Origin of the sequence: Solibacillus sp. FSL K6-1781, assembly GCF_038630735.1 — a bacterium.
In the GTDB taxonomy this organism is placed as follows: domain Bacteria; phylum Bacillota; class Bacilli; order Bacillales_A; family Planococcaceae; genus Solibacillus; species Solibacillus silvestris.
This window is the reverse complement of sequence record NZ_CP152038.1, coordinates 1,223,677-1,248,870: the sequence shown is the minus strand read 5'-3', so window position 1 is coordinate 1,248,870 and position 25,194 is coordinate 1,223,677. Positions and strand designations below refer to the sequence as shown.

Sequence of the window (25,194 nt, the reverse complement as noted above, 5' to 3'; positions counted from 1 at the left end):
TTACAAACAATCCGGACATTTGCCATAAATCTCAAATTTGTGTGCTTCTACAGCATAACCCGGCAGCTTTTCACCGAGCATTTCCATCGGGCAAACAGACAGTTCCTTTACATTCCCGCAATCACGGCAAATAAAATGGTGGTGATGATGATCCGACTCACAATGCATACGGAAGTTACGCTCACCGTTTAATTCTGTTTCTTCTAGAATATCAAGCTCCACGAAAGTAGCGAGGTTACGGTAAATTGTATCGAAACTCATCCCAGGGAAATCTTTTTTCAATACTGATAACAAATCACGGGCAGTCAAATATTTGTCTGTAGCCGCAAACATACCCAAAATCAACTCTCGTTTATCCGTCTTTTTATAGCCATTATCCTTTAATATTTCCCACGCGCGCGCTGCATTCACAGTATCTCTTCCCCTTCCGATTTAATTGTGAATTTCAAAACAAGCTTTTTGATTAAAATTACTAATAGCAAGATCAAAATAGATGTGACAACAATTGTTCCACCCGGTGCCAAGTTCAGGTAAAATGCAGAAATGAGTCCGATTACTACTGCCAGCTCTCCAAATACAATCGCTAAAATAATCGCCTCTTTAAAACCGCGAGCTAAACGCATCGCTGCAGCTACCGGCAATGTCATTAAGCTTGAAACAAGCAAAATCCCGACAATACGCATACTTGCTGCGATAACGAGTGCGACAACGATCATGAACAATAAATGAATCCATTTCGCAGGTAAACCGCTCGCTTTCGCATATTCCTCATCGAATGACAATACGAAAAGCTCTTTAAAAAATAAAACTAAAAATAATACAACTACGACTGCAATTGCCAGCACAACATATAGATCCTGACGTGATACAGCCGATACAGAGCCAAATAAATAGCTCATTAAATCGGTATTAAATCCGCTTGCAAGTGATATTAAAATGGCACTTACACCGATTCCGCCCGACATAATAATTGGTATCGCAAGTTCTTCATAATGTTTATATAGTCGGCGTAATCGTTCAATTAAGATCGAACCACTTACAGATGCGATAATCCCTAAATAAATCGGGTTCAGCAAAGCCAGCGCTGCAAACGATTGGCTCAAGTACAGGCTCCCGGCAATCCCCGCCAGTGTTACATGCGACAGTGCATCCGCAATTAGCGATAAACGTCTTACTACGATAAATACACCAAGCAATGGTGCAATTACTCCAATAACAAGCCCTGAGAAAAAGGCATTTTGCAAAAATTCATAGTTTAATATAGCTTCTATCATAACGGCCTGCTCCTCTTAGTGAATCTTTCGAACAGAGTGGCCGTTCCAGCTAGCAATCTGTTCTTCCGAAATCGTATCAAAATCATTTTTGTACCCGTGGAAATGAATCGACTGATTTAAGCACGCTACATGACTGACACGATCCGAAACCGTGTCCACATCATGTGTAACTAAAATCATTGTCATATTGTGATGCTTATTTAAATGTGCGAGCATATCATAGAATGCCTGCACATTTTCTCGGTCAATTCCGACTGTCGGTTCATCCAAAATAAGAAGCTTCGGATCGGATACTAAAGCACGTGCAATGAACACACGCTGCTGCTGCCCGCCGGAAAGCTGTCCAATATTCCGTTTTAGAAATTTCTCCATGCCGACATCTTTTAAAGCACTTTTCACTAAAATATCCGCATCTTTTGGATAGCGTTTAAACAGCCCTACCTTTTGCGATAAACCACTTTTCACGACTTCTTCGACCGTTGCAGGAAACCCCGAGTTAAAGGCATTGGATTTTTGAGAAACATAGCCAATCCATTCGCGGTGTTTAAAATGGCTTGCTTGTTCGCCAAATAATTTAATTTCCCCTGACATAGGCTTTAACAGTCCTAAAATTAATTTCAAAAGTGTCGATTTACCAGAGCCGTTTTGCCCAATTAATGCTAAAAAATCGCCTTCATTGACACGTAGTGAAATATTTTTCAATGCTTGTGTGTATTCATATTGAAAGGAAACATCCTTCAATTCTATCAATGGTTTTTTCATTTCGTTCGCTTCTTTCTAATTCAAAATCATTACGATTTACATCAAGTTAGTATAATGCAGTTTTTTGTTTATGTAAAGGGATTAAGGTTGAACTTCAATCAGTGGGGATTTTTTTCATCCCCCACTGAAAGTTAGTTTAACCAATCGGGCTTTTACGGGTAGTTGACCTCCCGCCTATCCTTTTCGATCTGATTAGGTTTAGAGGCGGGAGTCTTGGCTCTGCCGCTACGCTTTCAAGGCAGATAAATTATTACCTGTTAATGCGGGATAAACTTGAAAGGATGAAGACAATTCAAATGCTACAATGGCTTGATAACTTAAAAGGAATGAATGACAGGCAACTGCAGGATTTCGCCAAACAGCAGGGACTTGAATTGAGCATAGAAGAAGTTCAAAAGCTGCAAAAAATTCTGAAGCATGCCAATATCAGCTGGGCTCTTACCGGCGTTCCAAAAGAAGTTTTAAAAAAAATTCAGAAGCTGCTTGGGGATAGACGTTATAAAAAATTAATGAAGTTAGTCGGTTTGTAATTTAGACGGTTTTTCAGAACACATTTTTTTGTAATGCTCCGTAAATTATTTTCCAATCTTTTAAAAACAAAAATCAGCCGCAACACGGCTGATTTTTTTGTCTTATTATTTTCCCATTACTTTCAATGCCTTATCCAGCATTCTTACCTGCACATACATCGAGTACCAGTTCAATGGCCGCTGTTAAATCACGTATTGACCAGCCCGGAATCCGGCCGTGCTCGATCGCCAGCTCGAATGATGCAGGTATATGAATAAATCCTGCAGCTCGGATTGCTTCATTCTTTGCAGCGTAGTACAAACCTTCATACATAATATTATTACATAAATATGTTCCGGCAGAATTGGATATTGCTGTCGGATAACCTGCAGAATTTAAACGGTTGACAATTTTACGGATCGGCAATGTCGACAAATACGCAACATCCCCATCTTCTTTGATCGGTGCATCCTCAAATGCATTCCCTGCATTGTCCTTTTCCCCATCTTTTACATTCAATGCAACACGTTCCGGAGAAATTTTCGTAATGCCCGCCGCTAAGCCTAATGAAACGATAATCGTCGGCTTTACTTCTTCGACCAGTGCCAAAAACTGTTCCGGTGCTTTTGCAAAATCGACAGACAATACATGGCCAACAATTTCATACTGACCGATTGATTTTCCGTTCAGTGCCTGTACCACTTCCATTGTAGGGTTGATCGGATTTGATAAAAACGGTTCAAATCCTGTTAAAAGTAATTTCTCCATCTGTCTTGCCCCTCTATAAGTTTTTTACAAGCGCTGCCATTGTACGGTCAATATATACATTTCCACTTGATTTGTTCTCCAATAGGATCGAGAAGATATATTGTTTTCCGCTTTGGCCTTTCATATAACCTGATAATGTATATACATTCGGGATATAGCCTGTTTTTGCATAAATTCTATTTTGCAAAGCACTGTTTGTTAAACGGCTTTTTAATGTACCGCCGACCATGCGATCTTTATTGCCGGCGACTGGCAACGAATCAAAAAATGTACCGAAATAAGATTCTTTTTGAACTTTGTACAATAACTGCGAAAGTCCGTTTGACGTTACACGGTTTGAATTGGACAATCCAGAACCATCTGCAAAACGCCAGTTGTTCACAGGAATATCCAATGAAGCACTGTATTTTTTCAGTAACGTGGCACCTTTGTTCGTACTGCCTTCACCTAGCTGCTGCTTACCCATTGCCTTTACAAGAATATCGGCAATACTGTTGTTGCTCAGTTTCATAAATGCCGGGAAAATGGCTGCCAACGTGCGTGATTCATTCGTGTAAAGCAATGTTGCCTTTTGCGGAACTTTTCCTAATTCCACTTTCGAACTCTTCACAAATTTTAAACCTGTCCCTTGCAGCGTCTGCTTAATTGCCTGCATTGTGTTTTTCGACGGGTCCTGCAATGTTACCCATTCCTTCTTACTGCTCACTTGTGGCAGGTTTCCGGAAATGATAATACGGTTTGTATTGTAGGCACGCTTGATTGTGATTGTATTACGACTTCCTTTACTAACTGTTTTTGCTTGGTTGGAAATGACCATACCGCTTAAATTCGGTTCAATCGAATAGCTCGGTTTTGCTCCAACTTTACCAGGCTTTGCAGTAATAATGACTGTACTCGCATCAAAGTCATTGTTTTGTGACATCGTAATCGCAGAAGTACGCGCACCGAAGTAATACGTCTCATCCGACTTTAGAACACCCGGTGGCAATGTACTGCCGGAAAATGCTGTATCATCACCGATTAAATGACCATTGATTGTACGAATGCCAATGCGCTTCAATTCTTTTGCAAACTCTAAAAAGTCATCTTTTTTTAATGTCGGATCGCCACTGCCTTTTATGTAAACATTTCCATTTAATGTATCGTTGACAATAATTCCATCGATATATAAATTTGTTTTAAAACGATAGTCCTCGCCTAAAATCGACAATGCGGCAGCACCCGAAACTAATTTCATATTGGAAGCCGGTCGCATCAGTTTGTCCCCGTTTTGGGAATAGACGATTTTCCCGCTCTCTGCGTCACGAATCGTCACTGCTGCATTACTTTTCCCTAAATGTGTTGTAACCACACCATTGATCGATGCGAAACTTTGAATAGGCAATGAAAAGAATAACGCTAACAAAATGACGAGCTGAAATATTTTTTTCATCAACTGATACCTCCTTTTGAATATTGCTAATTTACAGTTAACTCATTATAACAAATTATGTCATAAAAAACGCAAAAAAACATACTTTGCATCAAATTTGTGCCAAGTATGTTTTTCTTATTCTTATTATTCGCGCATTGCATCAATTAATGCTGGCTGGAATTCACTATTGCGAAGCATCGCAATTTCATGTAAATATGGCGCTTTTTTGTTTTTTGCATCCGGACCGACAAATGGTGTTTCCAGTATTTTCGGTAAATGCATTAACTGTGGATGATGAACAATATAGTGCATTGCCTCAAAACCGATTTCACCAAAACCGATATTTTCATGACGGTCTTTTCCAGCACCGCGCACATTTTTCGAATCATTAATGTGCAGTACTTTTAAACGATCCAACCCGATGACTTTATCAAATTCATTTAACACTCCGTCAAAGTCACCTGTAACGTCGTAGCCGGCGTCATGAATATGGCATGTGTCCATACAAATCGACAAGCGCTCATTGTTTGTCACACCATCGATAATACGTGCCAATTCTTCAAATGTACGACCGATTTCAGTGCCTTTGCCCGCCATCGTTTCCAATGCGATCTGTACTGGGTAGTCCTGTGTCAGCACTTCATTTAAACCTTCTACAATCCGTTCAATACCCGCATCAACACCTGCACCGACATGTGCACCAGGATGCAGTACGATTTGTGTCGCTTCCAATGCAGCAGTACGTTTAATTTCTTCCTGCAAAAAGTTTACGCCAAGCTCAAAAGTTTCCGGTTTTGTCGTATTCCCTAAATTGATAATATACGGTGCATGGACAACAATGTTGGATAGTCCGTTCTCTTTCATATGGAGCAGGCCCTTCATAATATTCAGCTCTTCAATCGGCTTTCTGCGCGTATTTTGAGGTGCGCCTGTATAGATCATAAAAGTATTGGCACCATAGCTTAATGCTTCTTCGCTGGCACCTAGCAGCATTTTTTTTCCGCTCATCGAAACATGTGAACCTAATAACATTCTACTTTCCTCCATTTAACGAATAAACAGGCTGCATAGAAAAATCATTCTAAGCAGCCCCTTGTGTAATTAGTTATTGTTGCGGCGCGCTTTAATACGGCGTTCGCGTTTTTTCACTTTTTCCATTTCCCACTTCATATTACGTTTATAGCCTGGTTTAACTTTCTTCGGCTTACGTACTAGGGCTTTGGCTTTTGCATCGATTTCATCTTCTTTACGCTCACCTTTACGGCTTGCACGCTGGTGACGGTCTTTTAAGTCAGACCATTCGCCATTTTTAATATCTTTTTGTACAAATGGAATCCCCATTTTTTCGATGCGTACTACTGCATCCTCATCTTCCGGCTGGAATAACGTAATCGCTGTTCCTTTTGAGCCGGCACGTGCTGTACGACCAACACGGTGAATGAAGAACTCAAGATCTTCCGGAATTTCATAGTTGATAACATGCGAAATCCCTTGAATATCAATACCACGTGCAGCTAAATCTGTTGCTACGATATATTGGAACTCAAGATCACGTACTTGCTTCATCATTTTTTTACGGTCACGCGGACTTAAATCTCCGTGGATTTGTCCTGCACGGATACCTTGTTCTGCTAAAAAGCTCGCTACCGATTCTGCATTTTTACGTGTGTTACAGAAAATAACAGCAAGGAATGGATTGATTCCCTTAATTACTTCAAGTAAACGTGTATTACGTGCCTTCGAACGTACAGGTACTAATACAAAGTCAATGCCTTCCGCCACCGGACGTTTATCATTCATATGAATATGGATCGGTGAATCCATGTATTTCTTTAAGAATGGTTTTAATTTTTCTGGAATTGTCGCTGAGAACACGAACATTTCAAGCTTTTCAGGCATATGCGACGCAAAGCCGTCAATATCTTCAATGAAGCCCATGTCAAATGCCAGATCTGCTTCATCGACAACTAAAATCGGCGCAGTGTGAACAAGCAATGCATTTTCTTTCACCAAATCTTTAATACGACCCGGTGTACCTACAACGATTTGAGGCTGTGTTTTTAATCGGTCGATTGTACGTTGTTTGTCCGTACCGCCGATAAATAATTTTGTTGAAATTTCCGTTCCTTCAACAAGCTGGTTTAACGCATCAAAAATTTGTTGTGCCAGTTCTCGTGTCGGCGACGTGATAACTGCCTGTACTTCTTGTTTTTCTTCTACAATACGCTCTACGATCGGCAATAAAAAACTATGTGTTTTTCCTGTTCCTGTATGAGCTTGTCCGATTGCACTCTTACCTTTTAATACGAGTGGAATCATTTCTTTTTGAATGGGTGTCGGCTCTGTAAATCCAAGCTTTGCAATGGCGTCCTGCAAAAATGGCTTGAATTGATAATCAGTATATTTTGACATTCACGTACCTCCTTACATCTTTCCTAGTGTACCATAATTCGTACATTTAAGTGACCATCTGCATATCATAACGGTAAATAGTTTCAACGTCAAACTGTTGGGACGAATTTATGAAAGAAAATTGAAATATCATGTCGATTTTTAGAAAGGAGTTTATTATGCGCCCACCTTATTACTTTCCACCTCAAGGAATGATGAATCAAATGCCGGTTGCACCACGTTTTCCAATGTATGCACCATACATGATGCGAGGCCCGAGTCCAGGAGGAGGTCCGATTCCTGGAATAGGAGCTATTCCTGGAGCTGGTCAATTTATGAACCAAATGCCAATTCCACCTCAGGCAGCTGTGCAAGGTGCAGCAGGTGCACCGAAGCTCGAAGGGTTTTTATCAGGAGCAAACTCTTTATTTAGTAATGCCCAAAAGTTCACACCATATATTCAGCAGGCAGCCCCAATGTTTAAAAATCTGCCCGCTTTATGGCGTTTATATAAAGGATTTAAAGAAACTTCTGACCCGCTGGAGTCTTCTACTGTTTCAATGCCGCAGGAACGGCCAAGAGAGAGAGAAAGAGTGAGAGAAAGAGGAAATCCACGAGGCAACCGGCGAGAACAGGAGCCAGTTGAGGAGAAAATCACGACAAAACCATCATTACCGAAAATATTTCAGCCTCCTTTTGAATAACAAAATAAAAGCTACCCCAAGTAAATGAGTGCAGATTCGTATCTATTACGAGTCCTCTCATATACGTAATGGAGTAGCTTTCTATTTTTAACCGTGTATACTTACTGAATCAATATACTCCTTGGATCATGCTTATGAACACATAGTGCCGCCGCCATTTACATGGATACATTGGCCGGTAATATATGTTCCGTCCTGGGATGCCAGCAGCACATATGCTCCAGCAAGCTCACTCGGCTGTCCTGGGCGTTTTAATGGTGTTTCAGTACCGAATTCCGCTACTTGATCCGCATCGAATGTAGAAGGAATTAATGGTGTCCAAATCGGTCCTGGTGCGACCATATTTACGCGGATTCCTCGATCAGCTATATTTTGTGCCAAACTTCTGACAAATCCTACAATCGCACCTTTTGTGGATGTATAATCAATTAAAATCGAATGGCCTCGGTAGGCATTGACCGATGTCGTACATATAATAGTATCTCCCTGCCCCAAATGCGGAACAGCTTCTTTACATAAATAAAAAATACCATCCAAATTTGTACGGAATGTTTTGTCCCATTGTTCGACCGTAATATCTAAAAATGAATCGACAGGATATTGTACCGCTGCATTATTTACGACAATATTAATTTGCTGGAAATGGTCAAGTGCTGTCTTTACAAGTTTTTTACTTGTTTCATAATCACCAATATCCCCTTCAACAAGAACTGCCTGAACGCCTTCTTTTTCAACCAGTTGTTTCGTTTCTTCTGCATCGGATTGCTCTTTTTCCAAATAGTTTATAACAAGATTTGCCCCTTCTTTTGCGTAGGCAATGGCAACCGCTCGGCCAATTCCTGAATCACCGCCCGTAATAATTGCCACTTTGCCTTTTAACTTATCGCTTCCCGAATATTCATAAGGCTGTGTTGGTAATGGGTTCATTTTGCTTTCGATTCCAGGTTGTGATGGCTGAGTTTGTGCGGGTGTACCGCCAACTTGTTTATTTTCAACGTTTGTCATGAAAGAAACACTCCTCTATTGAAATATTGTTATAAAGTTTTAGTGAAAAGTTTTCGATTGTTTCGTTCACATAAAACTATTTATGTAATATTTTTTCCCCGGCTAGGCAGTTTAAAACAAGACTGAATTTTCTTTCAGCTCATTTCCTACATTTTGTAAGAGTGTTTCGGCATCTTCTGCTTTAATCAGTTCACCATTTACAATCGCAAATAGATGACATTCGCAAAGTTCACAGTTTGAAGTACAGCCGGATTCCGTTAATTCAATATCTTCCCGCTCCAGCAGCACATCATATACATCTGCTGCGCCGAGCGATAAATTTGTCATGCAAAACTCCACCTGATTTTTTAAAGCTACTGATTTATTCCTCCTAAAAAAAGAAAACGCCATCCCATTTCCCCACTTTACGTTTTATTTATTTCTGCTATTATAGCAAACGTTCACAAAATTCTGTACTTATGCGATTACTTCGCTATAGCGCGACATTTCCATCGAATTTACTAGAGATTTCAGTAAGCGAACTTTGAATAAAGCATACACGTCCTATATAATGAAATTACAGGGCTTTGAAAGGAGTTACGTATAAATGAAAGTTGTTAAAATTAATCCGCGTGGATACTGCTATGGGGTAGTAGACGCTATGGTCATTGCACGCAATGCCGCACTTGATCCTACATTACCAAGACCAATCTACATTTTAGGTATGATTGTACACAATAAACATGTTACAGATGCATTTGAACAAGATGGCATCATTACACTTGATGGCGACAACCGTAAAGAAATAATTGAACAGGTAGAGCAAGGCACAGTTATTTTCACGGCACACGGTGTATCACCTGAAATCCGTGAAATCGCGAAACGTAAAGGACTCGTATCAATTGACGCGACTTGCCCGGACGTTACGGTGACACATGACTTAATCCGCGAAAAAACAGCAGAAGGCTACGATATTATTTATATCGGTAAAAAGGGACATCCTGAACCGGAAGGCGCAATCGGTGTTGCACCAGACCATGTTCACCTAGTTCAATCGATGAACGATATCGATAATCTTGCTTTTGAAAATGAAAAAATTCTCGTAACAAACCAAACGACGATGAGCCAATGGGATGTCGCTTTCCTGATGGATAGTTTAAAAGAAAAATTCCCGCATGTCGAAGTGCATAAAGAAATTTGCCTGGCGACACAAGTCCGTCAAGAAGCAGTAGCTGAACAGGCCGGTGCTTCCGATTTATTAATCGTTGTAGGCGATCCAAAATCGAACAACTCGAACCGTTTAACACAAGTATCAGTAGAGATTGCCGGAACACCATCTTACCGCATTTCAGATATTTCAGAGCTGCAAATTGAATGGCTGGAAAACGTTGAAACAGTAGCAGTAACAGCAGGTGCTTCAACACCGACACCAATCGTTAAGGAAGTCATTTCATTCTTGGAAAAGTTCGACAAAAATGATCCTGCAACACATGAAATCGTACGCTCCGTAACATTGGACAAAATTTTGCCGAAAATTAAAGCTCCAAAACCAGTTGAAAAAATTATGCCTTACTAATCTTTAACAAAAAAGATCCTCATTTTTCTCTTCCCGGGAAAAATGAGGATCTTTTTATATGTAAAAAAATGATAAGAATTCCAGTCTTCACTATTCCTTGATAAAATATTGATTGATCGGTCGACCGACACTGCCATATTGGATATCAACTCGGATCAGATGATTTTTCTCCATAAAATCTAAATAGCGGCGCGCTGTTACACGAGCCACACCGATGCCTGTTGCAACATCATCTGCTGAGGCACCGCCCGGAGACTGTTTCAAAAAAACCAATACTTTATCCATTGTCGCGCGATTAAAGCCTTTAGGGAGCTCTTGAACAATCGTGCTGTGTGGATTTTGCCCATCCTTTTGAACCCTCACTTGACCGATTATTTCATCTAACTCTGCTTGCGTTACATCTCCTGCTGCATGCATTTTTTCTTTAAATTGACGATAATGAATTAACGTTTGCTCGATCCGTTCAAATGTAAACGGCTTCATAATATAATCAAAAACACCTAAATGCAAAATTTGCTGAATTGTTTGAACATCATTTGCGGCTGTTACCGAAATACAATCTACATTTATATTTTGCTGACGAATTTGGCGCAATGTTTCAATTCCATCTTGCTCTGGCATAAATATATCCATTACAACTAAATCCGGCATTAGATCTATTATTTTTTCTATTCCTTTAATACCGTTTGATGCCATATCGATGACTTTAAATCCTTCCACCCGTTCGATAAATTGACGATTTACTTCACGCACCATTGGATCATCTTCTACTAATAATACTTGAATGGTCTTCACAAGAAAGCCCCTTTCTTAATACTCGAATGTCAGGATGAATGTTGTGCCTTTATTTACTTCACTCGATATTTCAATTGTGCCATTCCCTTTTTTCACAATCTCATTTACCAAATATAAACCAATGCCCCTGTTTTCATTGTCCTTCGTTGAAAATCCGCTTTCAAAAATTTGTTCTAAATTTTCTTCTGAGATTCCGTCACCATTATCTGTAACCATAATTGCCAGTATACCATCGTTATCATCAATGGATATTAATACTTCTTTATGATTTCGTTCTACCACCGTAAGCGCATCAAAAGCATTCTCGATTAAATTACCGAATAACAATACAAAATCATGATGGTCTAACAACTCCGGAAACCTTGTCAGCTGGCTCTCCGCATCAATCGTCACTTCAATTCCAAGTTCATTTCCACGACTTATTTTACTTAGCAATAAGCCTGATATATTTTCATTATAAATACGCTCATTCAGAAACTTCGTCACTTGTTCATGCTGCATTTTTACTTGTGATAAATAATCAAGCGCCTGCTTATTATGACCAAGCTGCAAAAGGCCTGCAATCGTATGCAGCTTATTTTTATATTCATGCGTTTGAATACGTAAAGCTTGTACAAATGCTTTGACACCTGTTAATTCTTCGGCAAGTTGTTTAAATTCCGTTAAATCCTTAAAAACGGCTACCGCCCCAACTGTTTTTCCTTTTACAAAAATCGGGATACGATTACTTAAAATACTATGATTGTTCACGTAAATTTCTTGGTTGTATACAGCAACCCCACTCTCGACAATTTCAGGTAACCGCGTGTCAGGCAATACTTCAAAAATATTCTTTCCGATATATTTTTCAGGATTACCACCTACGCCTAAAATACGGCCTGCCTTTTGATTGAAAATCGTAATCACCATATTGTTATCTACTGCGATAATCCCTTCATGCATTGCATTAAACGTTTCAGTCCGCTCGACATACACTTTTGCAATTTCAATTGGTTCCAGCCCGAACATTTGACGCTTTATATGTCGCCCTAATAAATGTGCGCCCCAAATACTAAAAAGGAAGGACAACAGCACAGCCAAAATAATTTCATTTGTATTTTCGGCAAGAATATTCCAAAATGTCGGCAATGCAAACCCTACGACGACAACCCCAACCTGTTTTTTTTGCTCGTTTAAAATTGGTACAAATGCCCGAATTGTCTTGCCTTGTTCTCCAATTGCTTTTGAAATATAATAATTTTCATTAAATGCAGCATGCATATCCGTTGAGTTACTTTTTTTACCTAGTTGGTTCGGAGATGGATGCGATAATTTTATCCGATCCATATTCATGACAACGATATATTCCGCTTTATTAATAATTTTGATATCGTGAACAATTTGGGTAATCTTTGTTTGTGCCAATTGTATATCCTGCTCTTCAAGCTGCTTTTGAATTTCCGGCAAATCGGAAATAGTCCGGGCAATCAACATAGCACGGCTACCTACCGTTTCTTCATGTTCCCGTGTTAGATTGCTTAACAATAATATTCCTGCCACGAAAAAGGAGAAAGCAATAATGAAAAAGGTAAGCAGTACAATTTTTCCGTTCATTGTTAATTGTTTAATTTTCATTTTGTCCCTCCTTTTTTGCTATATAATATAACAAACTTCGAAGTGTGTGGAGATTTTCTACAACATTCAAAAAATTTCAATGTAAATGAGGGAATCCTAATGCGCCTTTATATCATAACTGCTATCGTTGCTGCTTTACTGTTAATCGTTACTATTTCCTACCGTTTCGACTTGTGGAATACAAAAGACTTACCTTACGATGACGAGCAAGTTGGGCTAGATGACCAAATTGTAATTAACTTTAGTCACGTTGTAGCTGAAAATACACCAAAAGGGCTTGCGGTTAATAAGTTTGCTGAACTAGTTAAAGAAAAATCGGATGGCGAAATCATTGTGCAAACTTATCCTAACGGTATTTTATACAATGATGAAAACGAATTAGCCGCCTTACAAAAAGGTGATATTCAAATGATTGCACCTACGATTTCAAAAATCACGGAAGCACTTCCAACATGGCAAGTTCTTGACCTGCCGTTTATTTTTGAAAATGACGAACAAGTATATGACATCCTGCACGGCGATCTTAGTGATTCCTTACTGCAAGAGCTAGACAGCATTAATGTACATGGTTTGACATTCTGGCATAACGGCTTTAAACAGATGGCTTCCAATACAACACCACTCCTTGAGGTTGATCAGTTTAAAGATCTCAAAATCCGTATCATGCCAAGTGATATACTAAAAGAACAGTTTTTATTATTAAAAGCAAAGCCAATTTTAAAAACTTTCAATGATTTATACATCGCGATTCAAAATAACGAAATCATTGCCCAAGAAAATACACTTTCAAATTTATATTCAAAGGGCTATTATTCAATGCAACCGAATATTACCTTGTCGAATCACGGCATACTTGCCTATAGTGTAATGATGAACGCTGATTTTTGGGAATCGCTTACTGACGACCAGCAAAAAATAATTCAAGATTCACTTGATGAAATGCAGCGCTGGCAACATGATCAAGCAGTGGCATTGAATGCAGAAAACTACCAGCAGCTTACAGCAGATGAGAATGTTCAGTTTTACATTATTTCAGAACAGCAACGTAAACATTGGATGGAAGCCCTACAGCCCATTTATAGCTCCTATGAAAAAATAAGTAATAAAGATTTCTTAACACAGCTTCGTAAAGAAATTCAAGATCATAACAATTGAACAAAATAAACAATATTCGACTACTTATGAAAATAAGTAGTCTTTCTTTTTGTTATAGTACAAAAACTTTCACCCTTATAACAGTATTATAACAAAGCAAACCCTTGCTATATCAAGGTTTCATATTATTGCAGTTAAAATAGACCAAAATGAACGATATGTTTTTTATCAACAAAATAAATATTCCGAATAATCCTACGTTATTATTGCAAATGTAAACGTTACCAAAGATAAATCACAGGGGGAAGCAAAATTGAAATTACTAAAAAATCTAACAGTCCAAGTAATTATCGCCATCATTCTTGGCGTTATCGTCGGTGCATTTTGGCCAGAGTTCGGCGCAAGCCTTAAAATTTTAGCTGACTTATTTATTAAATTAATTAAAATGTTAATCGCTCCAATTATCTTCTTAACGGTTGTTATTGGTATTGGTGGCATGGGTGATATGAAAAAGGTTGGTAAAATCGGTGGTAAAGCATTACTTTACTTCGAAATTGTATCAACAATCGCTCTTGCAATTGGTATTATGGTAGCTGTTGTCATAAATGCAGGGGCTGGAATCGATACATCTAAAGCTGGAGAAACGGATATTTCGAAATATACAACTGCTGCTGAAGAAAATAGTGAAGCTGGTTTAAGCGGATTCATTTACGAGATTATTCCTGAAAATTTTGTCGGTGCATTAGCTGAAGGTGCTTTACTTCCTACTTTATTTGCCGCTGTACTATTCGGTATTGCTGCAGCATCTTTAGGCGAAAAAACGCGTCCTGTAATAACATTTTTTGAACAAGTATCTGAAATTTTCTTCAAAATCGTTGGGATTGTAATGAAATTCTCGCCTATCGGTGCGTTCGGTGCAATGGCTTACACAATTGGTAATTTCGGTTTAGGTTCATTAAAATCCCTTGGTCTTTTAATGGCTGCAGTATATATTACAATGTTCCTGTTTGTTGTAGTCGTGCTTGGCTTAATTGCGAAATACTTTAACTTCAACATTTTCCGCTTTATTGCCTATATTAAGGAAGAAATTTTTATCGTAATCGGTACATCTTCTTCCGAATCGGCTTTACCAGCGATGATGCGAAAATTAGAAAACTATGGTTGCGGGAAGCAAGTAGTAGGATTAGTTGTACCTACCGGGTATTCCTTTAACTTGGACGGGACTTCTATTTACTTATCGATGGCAGCATTATTCATCGCACAGGCATATGGTGTTGATTTATCCTGGTTAGAAATTATCACACTTCTTGGGGTATTAATGATTACTTCAAAAGGGGCTGCCGGTGTAACGGGGTCGGGATTCATTACATTAGCCGCAACATTAGCTGCTTTCCCAATGGTACCACTAGAAGGAATTGCATTATTAATCGGGGTTGACCGTTTCATGTCTGAAGCTCGTGCTGTAACAAACATTATTGGTAATGGTGTAGCATGTGTCGTAGTGGCAAAATCCGAAAATGACTTTGACGAGGAAATGGCTGCAAAGGCGATTCCTGTACGTAACTAAGACGAAAACTATTAAGTAAAAGCCCATTTTTAACTCAATTGAGAAAAATGGGCTTTTTGATTTTCACATTAAATAAACTGAAACGGTTCTGTATTGATTTTGGATTGGATAAATTCAACAGGCAATTTTTGATCCGCACATAAAGAAGCCATTTTTTCTGCAACCCCTTTAATCATGACCTTTTCAACATGGTGACCTGGATCGATAATGCTTAAGCCTTCCACTTCTGCATCCTGCGCCATATGGAAGCCGATATCTCCTGTTACAAATACATCAGCCCCCGCAAATTTTGCAGCACGAATATATTTATTGCCGTCTCCTCCGACAACTGCAACCTTCTGGACAACACGGTCCAAAGGTCCAACAGCACGCAGACAAGGCACGTCCAACTGTACCTTCACTAATTGGGCAAATTCCCGTAATGTCATCGGTTGTTTTAACTTACCAATTCGGCCAAGTCCCTGTTTATTTGTGTCAACGTCCATCGTAAACAGATCATATGCAGGCTCTTCGTACGGGTGGTTGTTTAGCATCGCCTTTAATATTTTATTTTTCATCGATTGCGGGAACACGACTTCCACTTTTTCCTCTTCCTCGATGTGAAGCTCACCGATCTCCCCTACAGCCGGATCTGCTCCTTCTGTTGCACGAAAACGGCCTTTACCTTCCAGTGTATAGCTGCATGCCTCATAATGGCCTAAACGACCTGCTCCGGCTTTAGCCAGCACATCACGCAAAGCATCTGCATCATCCACAGGAACGAATACGGCTAGCTTCATCATTTTTTCTTCGAACGACACTTCTAGAATTTTGCGGTTTTCCAGTTGCAAAGCATCTGCCAGTAAATCATTGACCCCGCCCGGCGCTACATCGAGATTCGTGTGCGCTGCATATACAGCGATATCATTTTTCAGACACTTTTCATACAGTGCCCCTTTCGGATTATCTGTACGCAAGTTTGAGAGCTTCATAAAGATCGGCGGATGATGGGCAATAATAAGCTCACAGCCGTTGTCGATCGCTTCATCTACGACTTCATTTGTCACGTCAAGTGTTACAAGCACTTTTGTGACAGGCTTATTTAACGTACCAATGGCCAAGCCGATCGGATCATTCGGCATGCATGCATATTTTTTAGGTGACCATGATTCAAATACTTGGATAATCTCGTTGCCATTTACGGATTTCACGCAATCGCCTCCTGTACCATTTTAATGTAATGTGTAAGTTGTTCATACTTTTCCTGATTATCAGGTGTTTTTTCCGCTTCTGAAATTGCTTGTTGAACACGTTGCCAATTCGCGATTTCACGTGACCACTTTTCAATGAAAACAGGTACTTTTGTTTCCATCAGCTTCGGTCCAAGCAAAGTTTGCGCTTCGTTTAATTTCATTTCACCGCGCTGTAATACAAGGACCTCATAGATTTTCCCATCCTCTTCTAAAATGACCTCATCCTGGATTGCCCAGCCATTTTCCATTGCCCATTCACGGATGGCCTTTGCATGAATATTCGGCTGTAAAATTAAACGGGTTACCGATTTTAAAGCTTGTGGATGCTTTTCTAAAATGGACACGATCAATGGTCCGCCCATCCCTGCAATTGTAACGGCTGTAATTTCATCCGCTTCTTCAACAGCCGCCAGACCATCTGCCATGCGTACTGTAATTTTATCTGTTAAGCCTTCAGTGCGAACTTGTTTTACAGCTGATTCATAAGGTCCTTTTACAACCTCACCCGCTACTGCACGTGCAGCAATACCTTTATGCACTAAATAACATGGCAGGTAGGCATGGTCACTTCCGATATCCGCTACAATTGCTCCTGTCGGTACAAATGAAGCGACCGTTTCCAGTCGTTTTGAAAGTTTTTGTGCGTTCATATTTATATATCCTCTTTTCTATATCACAAACTACCCCTATTATATAGAACTTTCACAAAAACGTCTCTTTCCAGAATACAAAAAAGTGCAGAACAGGATTACTCCATTTCTGCACTTGATTATTCATTATAAACCTGAAATATACTCAGCTACCGCATCTGCTTCCGCTTCATTTTTAAGAACTGGCGGCATCATGCCGTTATCCGAACCATTTAATGCGAAGTCTTTAATATGCTCAGCATCTAATCCAACGATTGAAGGACCTCCACCACCAGTTAAATCACCACCGTGGCACGAAATACAGTTCTTTTGAGCAATATCTTCACCATTTAATTCAGCAGTTTCCCCTGAATGTTCGCCGTCCGCACTGTTTTTATCAGCTGCACCCTCAAATGACATGAAGAAAATTAGTCCGATACCGAATGCCATGATAAGTACGTAAGGAATAAGTGGATTGTTTCTCATTGCGTTCCCCTCCCTCATTAAATATTCTATTTCATGCTAGACATTAGCCTAGTAAACAATATTAATTGTACTTGATTCTATGGAAAACCGAAAGAGTTTACGGACAAGTTTTACTAGCTTTGTAACAATTTTACCAATTTGCTATTTCTATCATAATATATGTCTTGCAATTACCATTTTCTGTACTTCAGACGTACCTTCCCCAATTTCCAACAGTTTTGCATCCCGTAAAAAGCGTTCCACTTCATATTCTTTCATATAGCCGTAGCCGCCATGAATTTGAATGGCTTCATCGCAAACTTCCATTGCCATCTCGGAAGCGTAGTATTTGGCGATAGCAGCCTCTTTGCCGAATGGACGCCCCTGATCCTTCAGCCATGCCGCTTTATACACAAATGTCCGCGCTAATTGTATTTTTACCTCCATATCAGCCAATTTAAACTGTGTTGCCTGAAAATCCGCCAGTGCCTTTCCGAATTGCTTACGTTCTTTTGCATATTGAACCGCTTTATTTAATGCGCCTTGTGCAATTCCAACTGCCATTGCCGCAATACCGATCCGGCCGCCGTCAAGCGTCGTTAAAAATTGTTTAAAGCCATTCCCCCGGACTCCAAGTAAATTTTCTTCCGGAACGCGGACATTTTCTAAAATCAATTCCGTTGTATTCGAAGCATTTAAGCCCATTTTTTCGTATTCCGACTTAATCGTAAACCCTTTTGCATCAGTCGGTACAATTATGGCGCTGATCTCTTTTTTGTTTCCATCTCGATTTGTAATAGCTGTTAACGCTAAATGTTTGGCATAACTTGCATTTGTAATAAAAACTTTCGACCCGTTAATGACAAATTCTCCATTATCCAACACAGCGGTAGTTTCTGTCCCACCTGCATCAGAACCGGCATTAGGCTCTGTTAAACCGAATGCGCCGAATGATTCACCTGTACAGATCGGCGTTAAGTATTTTTCCTTCTGCGCTTCTGTACCGAATAAATGCAACGGTGCACCACCTAATGAAATATGTGCCGAATATGTAATTCCTGTCGAAGCACATGTACGGCTCAACTCTTCGGTAACGATCGCAAAGCTGATTGTATCTGCACCCGCCCCGCCATATTGTTCTGGAAATGGCAGACCCATAATGCCCATATTGGATAGTTCTTTAAAAATTTCTACTGGGAAGGCTTTCGTTTTATCACGCTCGATTGCTCCTGGTGCCACTACTTCATCCGAAAACTCACGTATCATCTTTTGTAACATCGCTTGCTCAGTTGTTAAATCAAAATGCATACCATTCATCCTCTCAGCCTATTTCATTTCAATTCTATTGTAATCTAAAAATATGTATTTTTACAGAAAATATATGTATTTTGCAGAGTATTTTGTAAAACGATACAAAAAAGCCATGCAGAAAAGTTTCATTTCTTCTGCATAGCTTAAAAGAATAGTATAAGTTTATGTATTATTTTGATGTTCCTACAGGAAATAAATCCATGCACTAATAATGGCAATTAACCCAAGAACGCCTGAGATCGTAAAATAAATAATTTTCAGCATGACACCGCTTAACAGCCAGAATAAACAGTTCACAATAAGGATGATATAAAGCATTTCATTATTGCCGGCAAAATATGTTGTACTCACTTTCAATGTTACACCTAAAATCGCTAAAGCGGTCGCCAGCTGCAGCATCACTGCCATCAGATGGTTTCTTTTTGCAAAATAGATAGCCCCGATCAGACAGCCTGTTGCAAAAACTGCGGCAACAGCAATGACAACCCATTCGAACTGCATTGTAAACAGCAGCAACAACATAACAAATGCGCTGATTGGAAAGAACATCGATAGATTGCGGTTTTTTCGTTTTTCGACATTTATGACGGCATTTTTTGATTTTCCTTCAATCTCTTCTTGATGATTTCCTTCCGAATAAAGGGACATCAAAAAATCGCAATAATGTTCTGGTAACATTTTATTTTGTTTCCAGAACGTGATTTCATTCATAATAATTTGTTTTTTTGGATTTGACATCGTTTCGCTCCAAATCTGTATTTATATGCTACATCATATTGTAAATAATTCACGAATAAACAACATCGGTAAAAAGCAATACCATTATTCTTGGAAAATAGTAATTACCTGCTATATTTACACAAAAAAAGATGAAGAGTAAAATACTCCTTCATCTTTTTCCTGTTTAGCTTATTCTAAGAAATCTTTTAAGCGTTTTGAGCGAGATGGATGACGCAGTTTACGTAATGCTTTCGCCTCGATTTGACGAATACGTTCACGTGTAACGCCAAACACTTTACCTACTTCTTCCAAAGTTCGCGTACGGCCGTCATCTAAACCAAAACGTAAACGCAATACGTTTTCTTCACGGTCTGTTAATGTATCCAGCACGTCTTCCAACTGTTCCTTCAATAACTCATATGCTGCATGATCAGAAGGAGATTGTGCTTCTGAGTCTTCGATGAAATCACCTAAATGTGAATCATCTTCTTCCCCAATTGGAGTTTCCAATGATACAGGCTCTTGTGCAATTTTTAAAATTTCACGAACTTTTTCAGGTGTTAAATCCATTTCTTCTCCAATTTCCTCCGGAGATGGTTCACGGCCTAAATCCTGAAGAAGCTGACGTTGTACACGGATTAATTTGTTAATTGTTTCAACCATGTGTACTGGAATACGGATTGTGCGGGCCTGGTCTGCAATCGCACGTGTAATCGCTTGACGAATCCACCAAGTTGCATAAGTCGAGAACTTGAACCCTTTACGGTGGTCAAATTTTTCAACTGCTTTAATCAGACCCATATTTCCTTCTTGAATAAGATCCAAGAACAACATTCCACGACCTACATAGCGTTTAGCAATCGAAACTACAAGACGTAAATTAGCTTCTGCCAGACGTTTACGTGCTTCTTCGTCACCTTGTTCAATACGTTCCGCTAAACGAATTTCCTGATCTGCGGAAAGTAAATCCACACGTCCGATTTCTTTTAAATACATACGTACCGGGTCATTAATTTTAACGCCAGGAGGAACACTTAAATCATTTAAGTCGAAAGCTTCTTCACTTGATTCTTGCTTAGAAAGTGCTTCTTCTTCAAATTCTTCTTTTCCTTCAACTGTTACATCATTTTTTTCGATTTCATCGGCAAAGTTGAAAATCTCTTCATTCTCCAGTTCAAAAAATGCTAATGTATCAGAGATTTCCTTCATTGACATTTCGCCAACCTGTTTTGCTTTAGCTAAAAGTTGCTTTTTTACCTGCTCTAATGAAACCCCGTTCACTACCGTATCTTTTGAATGTTTTGACTTGTCCGCCATAAACCTTCCTCCTTCTAAAAACAAATCGCGTTAAACGCCCATTTTTATCTTTCTATTTAAGTTAATTATTTGTTGGGCAATCTCAAGTGCTCGTCTATGCTCATGCATTTTTTCTGCTTCTTTTTGATCGTGCTTTAATTGTTCAATCTTTAGTTCTAATCGGCGTTTTTCGATTTGCTTTAAACAATCAATTATTTCCGCTTCACCATTATCAGGGTCACGCTCAAGTAACGCAGCATCCATCACGATTTTTCGTAAATCATGATCATCCAACACTTCGACGAATCGATGGAAATCAGCCATTTCATATTCTTCATAAAAACCAATTAAACGTACAAATACGGATAAATATTCCTCATGGATGAAAGGTTCGTTATTTCCCTCTCTGAGAACTTTATTCACAATATTTACATCATGCAACATATGTGCTAAAAGTATACTTTCGGCACGGTCTGTTGCGTCTTTTTTACGCTCCCTTTGGAGAAGGACAGTTGGTTCTTCCACCATTTTTTGATCGCGTTTCTGCTCTTTTACATTATCCGCGACCATTTTTCTTAATTGGGTGCTGATTGCCTCATGGGAAATATTTGTTTCATTTGCCAATTGGCGAATGTATAAATCACGTTCAGTTGGAGAAGTATTATTTTTTAATGTTTCCAGAACTTCTTGAATGTATTGAAGTGTGTCATTTTCAAATTGGAAATTTTTGCCGCGTTTCGCATGCATCATCATAAATGCAATATACGCGTGCGGCTTTTCTATTATTTGATTTTTAAATGCCTCTTGTCCGTGTGTACGAATATATTCGTCCGGATCAAGTTTATCTGGTAAAACAGCGACCTCAACTTTAATCTGTTCTTGATGAAGCATTTGTGCAGCGCGCTTGGCAGCCTCAAAACCAGCATTATCACCATCATAGCAAATCGTAATTTGCTGAACTAAGCGTTTGAGCTTTGTAATATGCTGGGGCGTAAGAGACGTACCCATCGTTGCTACAGCATTGTATATGCCCGCCTGGTTTGCTGCTAAAACATCAATAAAGCCTTCCATTAAAATTACTTGTCTTGATTTACGAATGGATGCCCGCGCCTTATCCAAATTATAAAGTACTTGACTTTTATGGAAGATCGGCGTTTCAGGACTATTTAAGTACTTAGCATCTTCGCCATCGGAATTCAAAATCCTGCCTGAAAATGCAATCGTTTTTCCATTTTCATCTCGAATCGGAAACATAATCCGTCCCCGGAAACGGTCAAAGTAGCTATCATCACTTTCTTTACGAATGATCAGACCGCTTTCGGCCATTTCTTCCGGATCATATCCTTTGCGCTCCAGTAAGATGGACAGCGTGTCCCAGTTCGGTAACGCCCATCCTATCTGATGTGTTTCGATTTGCTCACGTGTAAATCCTCTTTCAAGCAAATAATTTAATGCAGGTTCGCCATCTTCTGTATTCATTAAAATATGATGATAAAACTCCACTGCAAACGTATGAGCCTCTCGCATTTGCTGCTCTTTTTTTGAAATGGGCGAATTCGACATCGATTGATCGGTCGACAATTCCATTTCAAGCGGAATTCCCGCACGTTGACTTAGTTTAATGAGTGCATCCGGAAACGACAGATGTTCCATATCCATTACAAAGGTAATGGCGTTTCCTCCTGCCCCACAGCCAAAACAGTGAAATATCTGTTTATCGCTGGATACGGAAAAAGAGGGTGTTTGCTCACCATGGAATGGACATAATCCAAAATAGTTGCGCCCTCTTTTCGTTAACTGCATATAATCGCTAATGACATCGACTATATCGGACTGCGAACGAATTTGTTCAATCACATGTTCGGGTATTTTTCCAGCCATATTATCACCATCTACAGTATTCGAGATAAATTACAAATTTCCTCTATAATACGACAAAATTCTTTAATAAATTTGTAATTACCCTATAATAAATATTTTTACCACAATTTTATTATTATAAAACAAAAAGACTATACTTGCTATATAATTTCAAAAAAATAATCAGAATATAACTATAAATGTCGAAATTCAGCAAAATACAAAAGGTTTTCTAAAACAAAAGTATAGTTCACTTAGTTTCTAAAAAAACGCGAATATTATTCCACCAAAAAAACCTCCTCTTCCTTTTTGGAGAGGCGGCTTCAGTTGCTATCAACAATCAAGCTCTAGCATATCAATTATTTTGTGCGCTGTTTCTTCGACAGCACGATTCGTCACATCAATCGTTCGACAACCTATTTTATCAACAATACTATAAAAATAGCTAATTTCCTGCTCAATTCTACTATGTTGCGCATAAAATGCATTTTCCGTTAATCCTAAAGTTATTAAGCGCTCTTTCCGGATATTATTGAGCTTTTCCGGTGTAATGACTAACCCAAAACATTTTTTCGGATCGATTTGCATTAATTCTATAGGGGGTTCCACTTCCGGAACAAGCGGCACGTTTGCCACTTTATATCGTTTATGCGCCAAATATTGCGATAAAGGAGTTTTGGATGTTCTTGATACACCGACCAACACAATATCCGCCAGCAAAATGCCGCGCGGGTCCTGGCCGTCATCATATTTAACAGCAAATTCAATCGCTTCGATCTTTTTAAAATAATCATCATCCAATTGATGCACAAGTCCAGGCTTTTGCAATGGCATTTCATCAAAAGAAGTTTCGATCAAATCAAGCATCGACCCCAATAAGTCGATTGCATGCACTTTATATTCACTTGCAATTTTTTGAAGTGCCTGTCTCATCTGCTTTTCAACTAGCGTAAAAACAATGGTTGCCTCATTTGCAATCGCAATTTGGACAATTTTTTCCAGTACATCAACATTCGCAATATGAGGAAACTTTCGAATCCTTACTTTTTCGAAATTTGGCCGAAACTGGCTTACTACCGCTTTCACAGCAGCTTCTCCAGTTTCACCGACCGAATCTGACACAACAAATATAGTCAATTTTTTCATGAGATCACCTATAAATCATGCGTTTCTGCTAACGAAATAAACGCACGTGTAATATTCGTCTTCGTTAACCGTCCGGTAATGACTAATCCCCGCTCTGTTTCTTCAACAACCGGCATGGAATCGATCTCTCGTTCTATTAACTTTTTAGCCGCCACGATTAATGAATCCGAATTAACACAATAGGCGATGTTCGGCATTCTCGTCATTATTATATGCACAGGCATTTTATTTAAATCCTGTGTTCCGATACTGGAACGCAGTAAATCTTTTCGAGACAGCACACCTTGTAATATTTCATCTTTATCAATAACGAATAGTGTTCCGACATCCTCGGAAAACATATGGATAATCGCATCATACACCGTCATATCATCGGGAACAACTACCGGGATTGACTGGAAATCTTTCACCTTTAAATTCAGCATTGATTCCGTAAAGGCTGCCGTTGTTTTTTTTCCTGCATAGAAGTAGCCCACACGTGGACGCGCATCTAAAAATCCAGCCATCGTTAGTATAGCTAGATCAGGTCTCAAAGTAGCGCGCGTTAATCCAAGGCGCTCTGCGATATGTTCGCCCGTAATAGGGCCATTTTCTTTTACAATTTGCAAGATTACATCTTGACGTTTATTGAGTTCGATTGGACTCACCCGCTTCAAATAATGTTATACTTTTTCATTAATTATTATATACTATTTCCTTCTATATTGCGAAGAAAACAAACCCATGCTACAATATTACCGAACAACTCACTTGTTGTTTATGATTATTAATATGTAAGCGATGAAGGGATTTATAAGTATCAATTCTAACATAAGCGAGTAGGGATAGTGCAAGCCTACATTGAATTGAGAAACGGCACCCCTGAGCTATTTTTATAAAAGAGGTTTTTATTTATTTAAAAACAAGCGGGGTGGAACCGCGGGTACATCGTCTTGATGCACTCGTCCCCGGGCAGAGCTTTTGTGCCCGGAGACGGGTGCTTTATTTTTATTCAGCGGGTGTTTATACACCCGCTGAATAAAAATAAGCTCTGGCAGATGTCACAGATTTTTTAGATGAAAAAAGAAGTCAGCCTAAATAC

General features: G+C 39.2%; 25 protein-coding genes. 5 read left to right on the top strand and 20 right to left on the bottom strand.

The window, feature by feature from the left end:
- From MHH37_RS05945 to MHH37_RS05935, 3 genes are read right to left on the bottom strand one after another with little or no spacing between them, the layout of a single operon-like run.
- The gene (locus MHH37_RS05945) at nt 1-411 is read right to left on the bottom strand and encodes a Fur family transcriptional regulator (RefSeq protein WP_014824390.1); all 411 of its coding nucleotides are present in this window, start codon (nt 409-411) and stop codon (nt 1-3) included.
- Nucleotides 408-1,274 carry a metal ABC transporter permease gene (locus MHH37_RS05940; RefSeq protein ID WP_008408024.1) on the bottom strand — a complete coding sequence of 289 codons (867 nt, stop codon included), beginning with the start codon at nt 1,272-1,274 and terminating at the stop codon, nt 408-410. Before MHH37_RS05940 ends, MHH37_RS05945 begins: the two co-directional genes overlap by 4 nt.
- 15 nt (nt 1,275-1,289) lie before the next feature.
- A complete protein-coding gene (locus tag MHH37_RS05935) occupies nt 1,290-2,036 on the bottom strand; it encodes a metal ABC transporter ATP-binding protein (RefSeq protein ID WP_342575396.1) in 747 nt (248 codons plus the stop codon).
- A 281-nt stretch (nt 2,037-2,317) separates the two neighbouring features.
- On the opposite strand from MHH37_RS05935, the gene MHH37_RS05930 reads away from it, so the two are divergent.
- On the top strand, nt 2,318-2,566 hold the full coding sequence (locus tag MHH37_RS05930) for an isopropylmalate synthase (protein WP_342575395.1): 249 nt from the start codon (nt 2,318-2,320) through the stop codon (nt 2,564-2,566).
- Between the two features lie 130 nt (nt 2,567-2,696).
- On the opposite strand, the gene MHH37_RS05925 is transcribed toward MHH37_RS05930, so the two are convergent.
- From MHH37_RS05925 to MHH37_RS05910, 4 genes are all read right to left on the bottom strand, one after another.
- Nucleotides 2,697-3,314, bottom strand: coding sequence for a pyroglutamyl-peptidase I (locus tag MHH37_RS05925; RefSeq protein ID WP_342575394.1), 618 nt, complete (start codon nt 3,312-3,314; stop codon nt 2,697-2,699).
- A gap of 13 nt (nt 3,315-3,327) precedes the next feature.
- Entirely contained in the window at nt 3,328-4,746 is a 1,419-nt protein-coding gene (gene dacB, locus MHH37_RS05920) for a D-alanyl-D-alanine carboxypeptidase/D-alanyl-D-alanine-endopeptidase (protein WP_342575393.1), read from the bottom strand.
- Nucleotides 4,747-4,872: 126 nt separating this feature from the next.
- A complete protein-coding gene (locus MHH37_RS05915) occupies nt 4,873-5,760 on the bottom strand; it encodes a deoxyribonuclease IV (protein WP_008408018.1) in 888 nt (295 codons plus the stop codon).
- A gap of 69 nt (nt 5,761-5,829) precedes the next feature.
- The gene (locus MHH37_RS05910) at nt 5,830-7,140 is read right to left on the bottom strand and encodes a DEAD/DEAH box helicase (protein WP_008408017.1); all 1,311 of its coding nucleotides are present in this window, start codon (nt 7,138-7,140) and stop codon (nt 5,830-5,832) included.
- Between the two features lie 158 nt (nt 7,141-7,298).
- Between MHH37_RS05910 and vrrA the strand changes: the two genes are divergently transcribed.
- The gene (vrrA, locus tag MHH37_RS05905; RefSeq protein WP_087615298.1) at nt 7,299-7,823 is read left to right on the top strand and encodes a VrrA/YqfQ family protein; all 525 of its coding nucleotides are present in this window, start codon (nt 7,299-7,301) and stop codon (nt 7,821-7,823) included.
- Nucleotides 7,824-7,955: 132 nt separating this feature from the next.
- Here the strand turns inward: vrrA and MHH37_RS05900 are convergent, their stop codons facing one another.
- Nucleotides 7,956-8,828, bottom strand: coding sequence for an SDR family oxidoreductase (locus tag MHH37_RS05900; RefSeq protein ID WP_342575390.1), 873 nt, complete (start codon nt 8,826-8,828; stop codon nt 7,956-7,958).
- Nucleotides 8,829-8,939: 111 nt separating this feature from the next.
- Nucleotides 8,940-9,218 (bottom strand): DUF1450 domain-containing protein, encoded by a 279-nt coding sequence (locus MHH37_RS05895; RefSeq protein WP_342575388.1) that lies wholly within the window; start codon nt 9,216-9,218, stop codon nt 8,940-8,942.
- Between the two features lie 196 nt (nt 9,219-9,414).
- Between MHH37_RS05895 and MHH37_RS05890 the strand changes: the two genes are divergently transcribed.
- On the top strand, nt 9,415-10,383 hold the full coding sequence (locus MHH37_RS05890) for a 4-hydroxy-3-methylbut-2-enyl diphosphate reductase (protein ID WP_014824396.1): 969 nt from the start codon (nt 9,415-9,417) through the stop codon (nt 10,381-10,383).
- A gap of 90 nt (nt 10,384-10,473) precedes the next feature.
- Here MHH37_RS05890 and MHH37_RS05885 read toward each other — a convergent pair whose 3' ends face one another.
- A complete protein-coding gene (locus tag MHH37_RS05885) occupies nt 10,474-11,178 on the bottom strand; it encodes a response regulator (protein WP_342575387.1) in 705 nt (234 codons plus the stop codon).
- 15 nt (nt 11,179-11,193) lie between these two features.
- Entirely contained in the window at nt 11,194-12,792 is a 1,599-nt protein-coding gene (locus tag MHH37_RS05880; RefSeq protein ID WP_342575386.1) for a sensor histidine kinase, read from the bottom strand.
- Between the two features lie 99 nt (nt 12,793-12,891).
- Here MHH37_RS05880 and MHH37_RS05875 point away from each other — a divergent pair, with 99 nt between their 5' ends.
- Nucleotides 12,892-13,947, top strand: coding sequence for a DctP family TRAP transporter solute-binding subunit (locus tag MHH37_RS05875; RefSeq protein ID WP_342575385.1), 1,056 nt, complete (start codon nt 12,892-12,894; stop codon nt 13,945-13,947).
- Between the two features lie 253 nt (nt 13,948-14,200).
- Nucleotides 14,201-15,454: a C4-dicarboxylate transporter DctA gene (dctA, locus tag MHH37_RS05870; protein WP_342575383.1), complete on the top strand. Its 1,254-nt coding sequence runs from the start codon at nt 14,201-14,203 to the stop codon at nt 15,452-15,454.
- Nucleotides 15,455-15,522: 68 nt separating this feature from the next.
- Here the strand turns inward: dctA and MHH37_RS05865 are convergent, their stop codons facing one another.
- The 9 genes from MHH37_RS05865 to MHH37_RS05825 form a co-directional block, all read right to left on the bottom strand.
- Nucleotides 15,523-16,644, bottom strand: coding sequence for a Nif3-like dinuclear metal center hexameric protein (locus MHH37_RS05865; protein ID WP_008403103.1), 1,122 nt, complete (start codon nt 16,642-16,644; stop codon nt 15,523-15,525).
- Nucleotides 16,641-17,336 (bottom strand): tRNA (adenine(22)-N(1))-methyltransferase TrmK, encoded by a 696-nt coding sequence (locus tag MHH37_RS05860; RefSeq protein WP_008403104.1) that lies wholly within the window; start codon nt 17,334-17,336, stop codon nt 16,641-16,643. The genes MHH37_RS05865 and MHH37_RS05860 overlap by 4 nt, the downstream gene beginning before the upstream one ends.
- 126 nt (nt 17,337-17,462) lie before the next feature.
- On the bottom strand, nt 17,463-17,801 hold the full coding sequence (locus MHH37_RS05855) for a cytochrome c (RefSeq protein ID WP_008403106.1): 339 nt from the start codon (nt 17,799-17,801) through the stop codon (nt 17,463-17,465).
- A gap of 150 nt (nt 17,802-17,951) precedes the next feature.
- Nucleotides 17,952-19,088 (bottom strand): acyl-CoA dehydrogenase family protein, encoded by a 1,137-nt coding sequence (locus tag MHH37_RS05850; protein WP_008403107.1) that lies wholly within the window; start codon nt 19,086-19,088, stop codon nt 17,952-17,954.
- A gap of 186 nt (nt 19,089-19,274) precedes the next feature.
- Entirely contained in the window at nt 19,275-19,829 is a 555-nt protein-coding gene (locus tag MHH37_RS05845; RefSeq protein WP_065217016.1) for a hypothetical protein, read from the bottom strand.
- A gap of 171 nt (nt 19,830-20,000) precedes the next feature.
- Entirely contained in the window at nt 20,001-21,128 is a 1,128-nt protein-coding gene (gene rpoD / locus MHH37_RS05840) for an RNA polymerase sigma factor RpoD (protein WP_008403109.1), read from the bottom strand.
- Nucleotides 21,129-21,158: 30 nt separating this feature from the next.
- Nucleotides 21,159-22,988, bottom strand: a complete 1,830-nt coding sequence (dnaG, locus tag MHH37_RS05835; RefSeq protein WP_008403110.1) for a DNA primase — start codon at nt 22,986-22,988, stop codon at nt 21,159-21,161.
- Nucleotides 22,989-23,300: 312 nt separating this feature from the next.
- On the bottom strand, nt 23,301-24,113 hold the full coding sequence (locus tag MHH37_RS05830; RefSeq protein WP_008403111.1) for a pyruvate, water dikinase regulatory protein: 813 nt from the start codon (nt 24,111-24,113) through the stop codon (nt 23,301-23,303).
- Nucleotides 24,114-24,121: 8 nt separating this feature from the next.
- A complete protein-coding gene (locus MHH37_RS05825) occupies nt 24,122-24,760 on the bottom strand; it encodes a helix-turn-helix transcriptional regulator (protein ID WP_008403112.1) in 639 nt (212 codons plus the stop codon).
- Between the last annotated feature and the right edge of the window lie 434 nt (nt 24,761-25,194).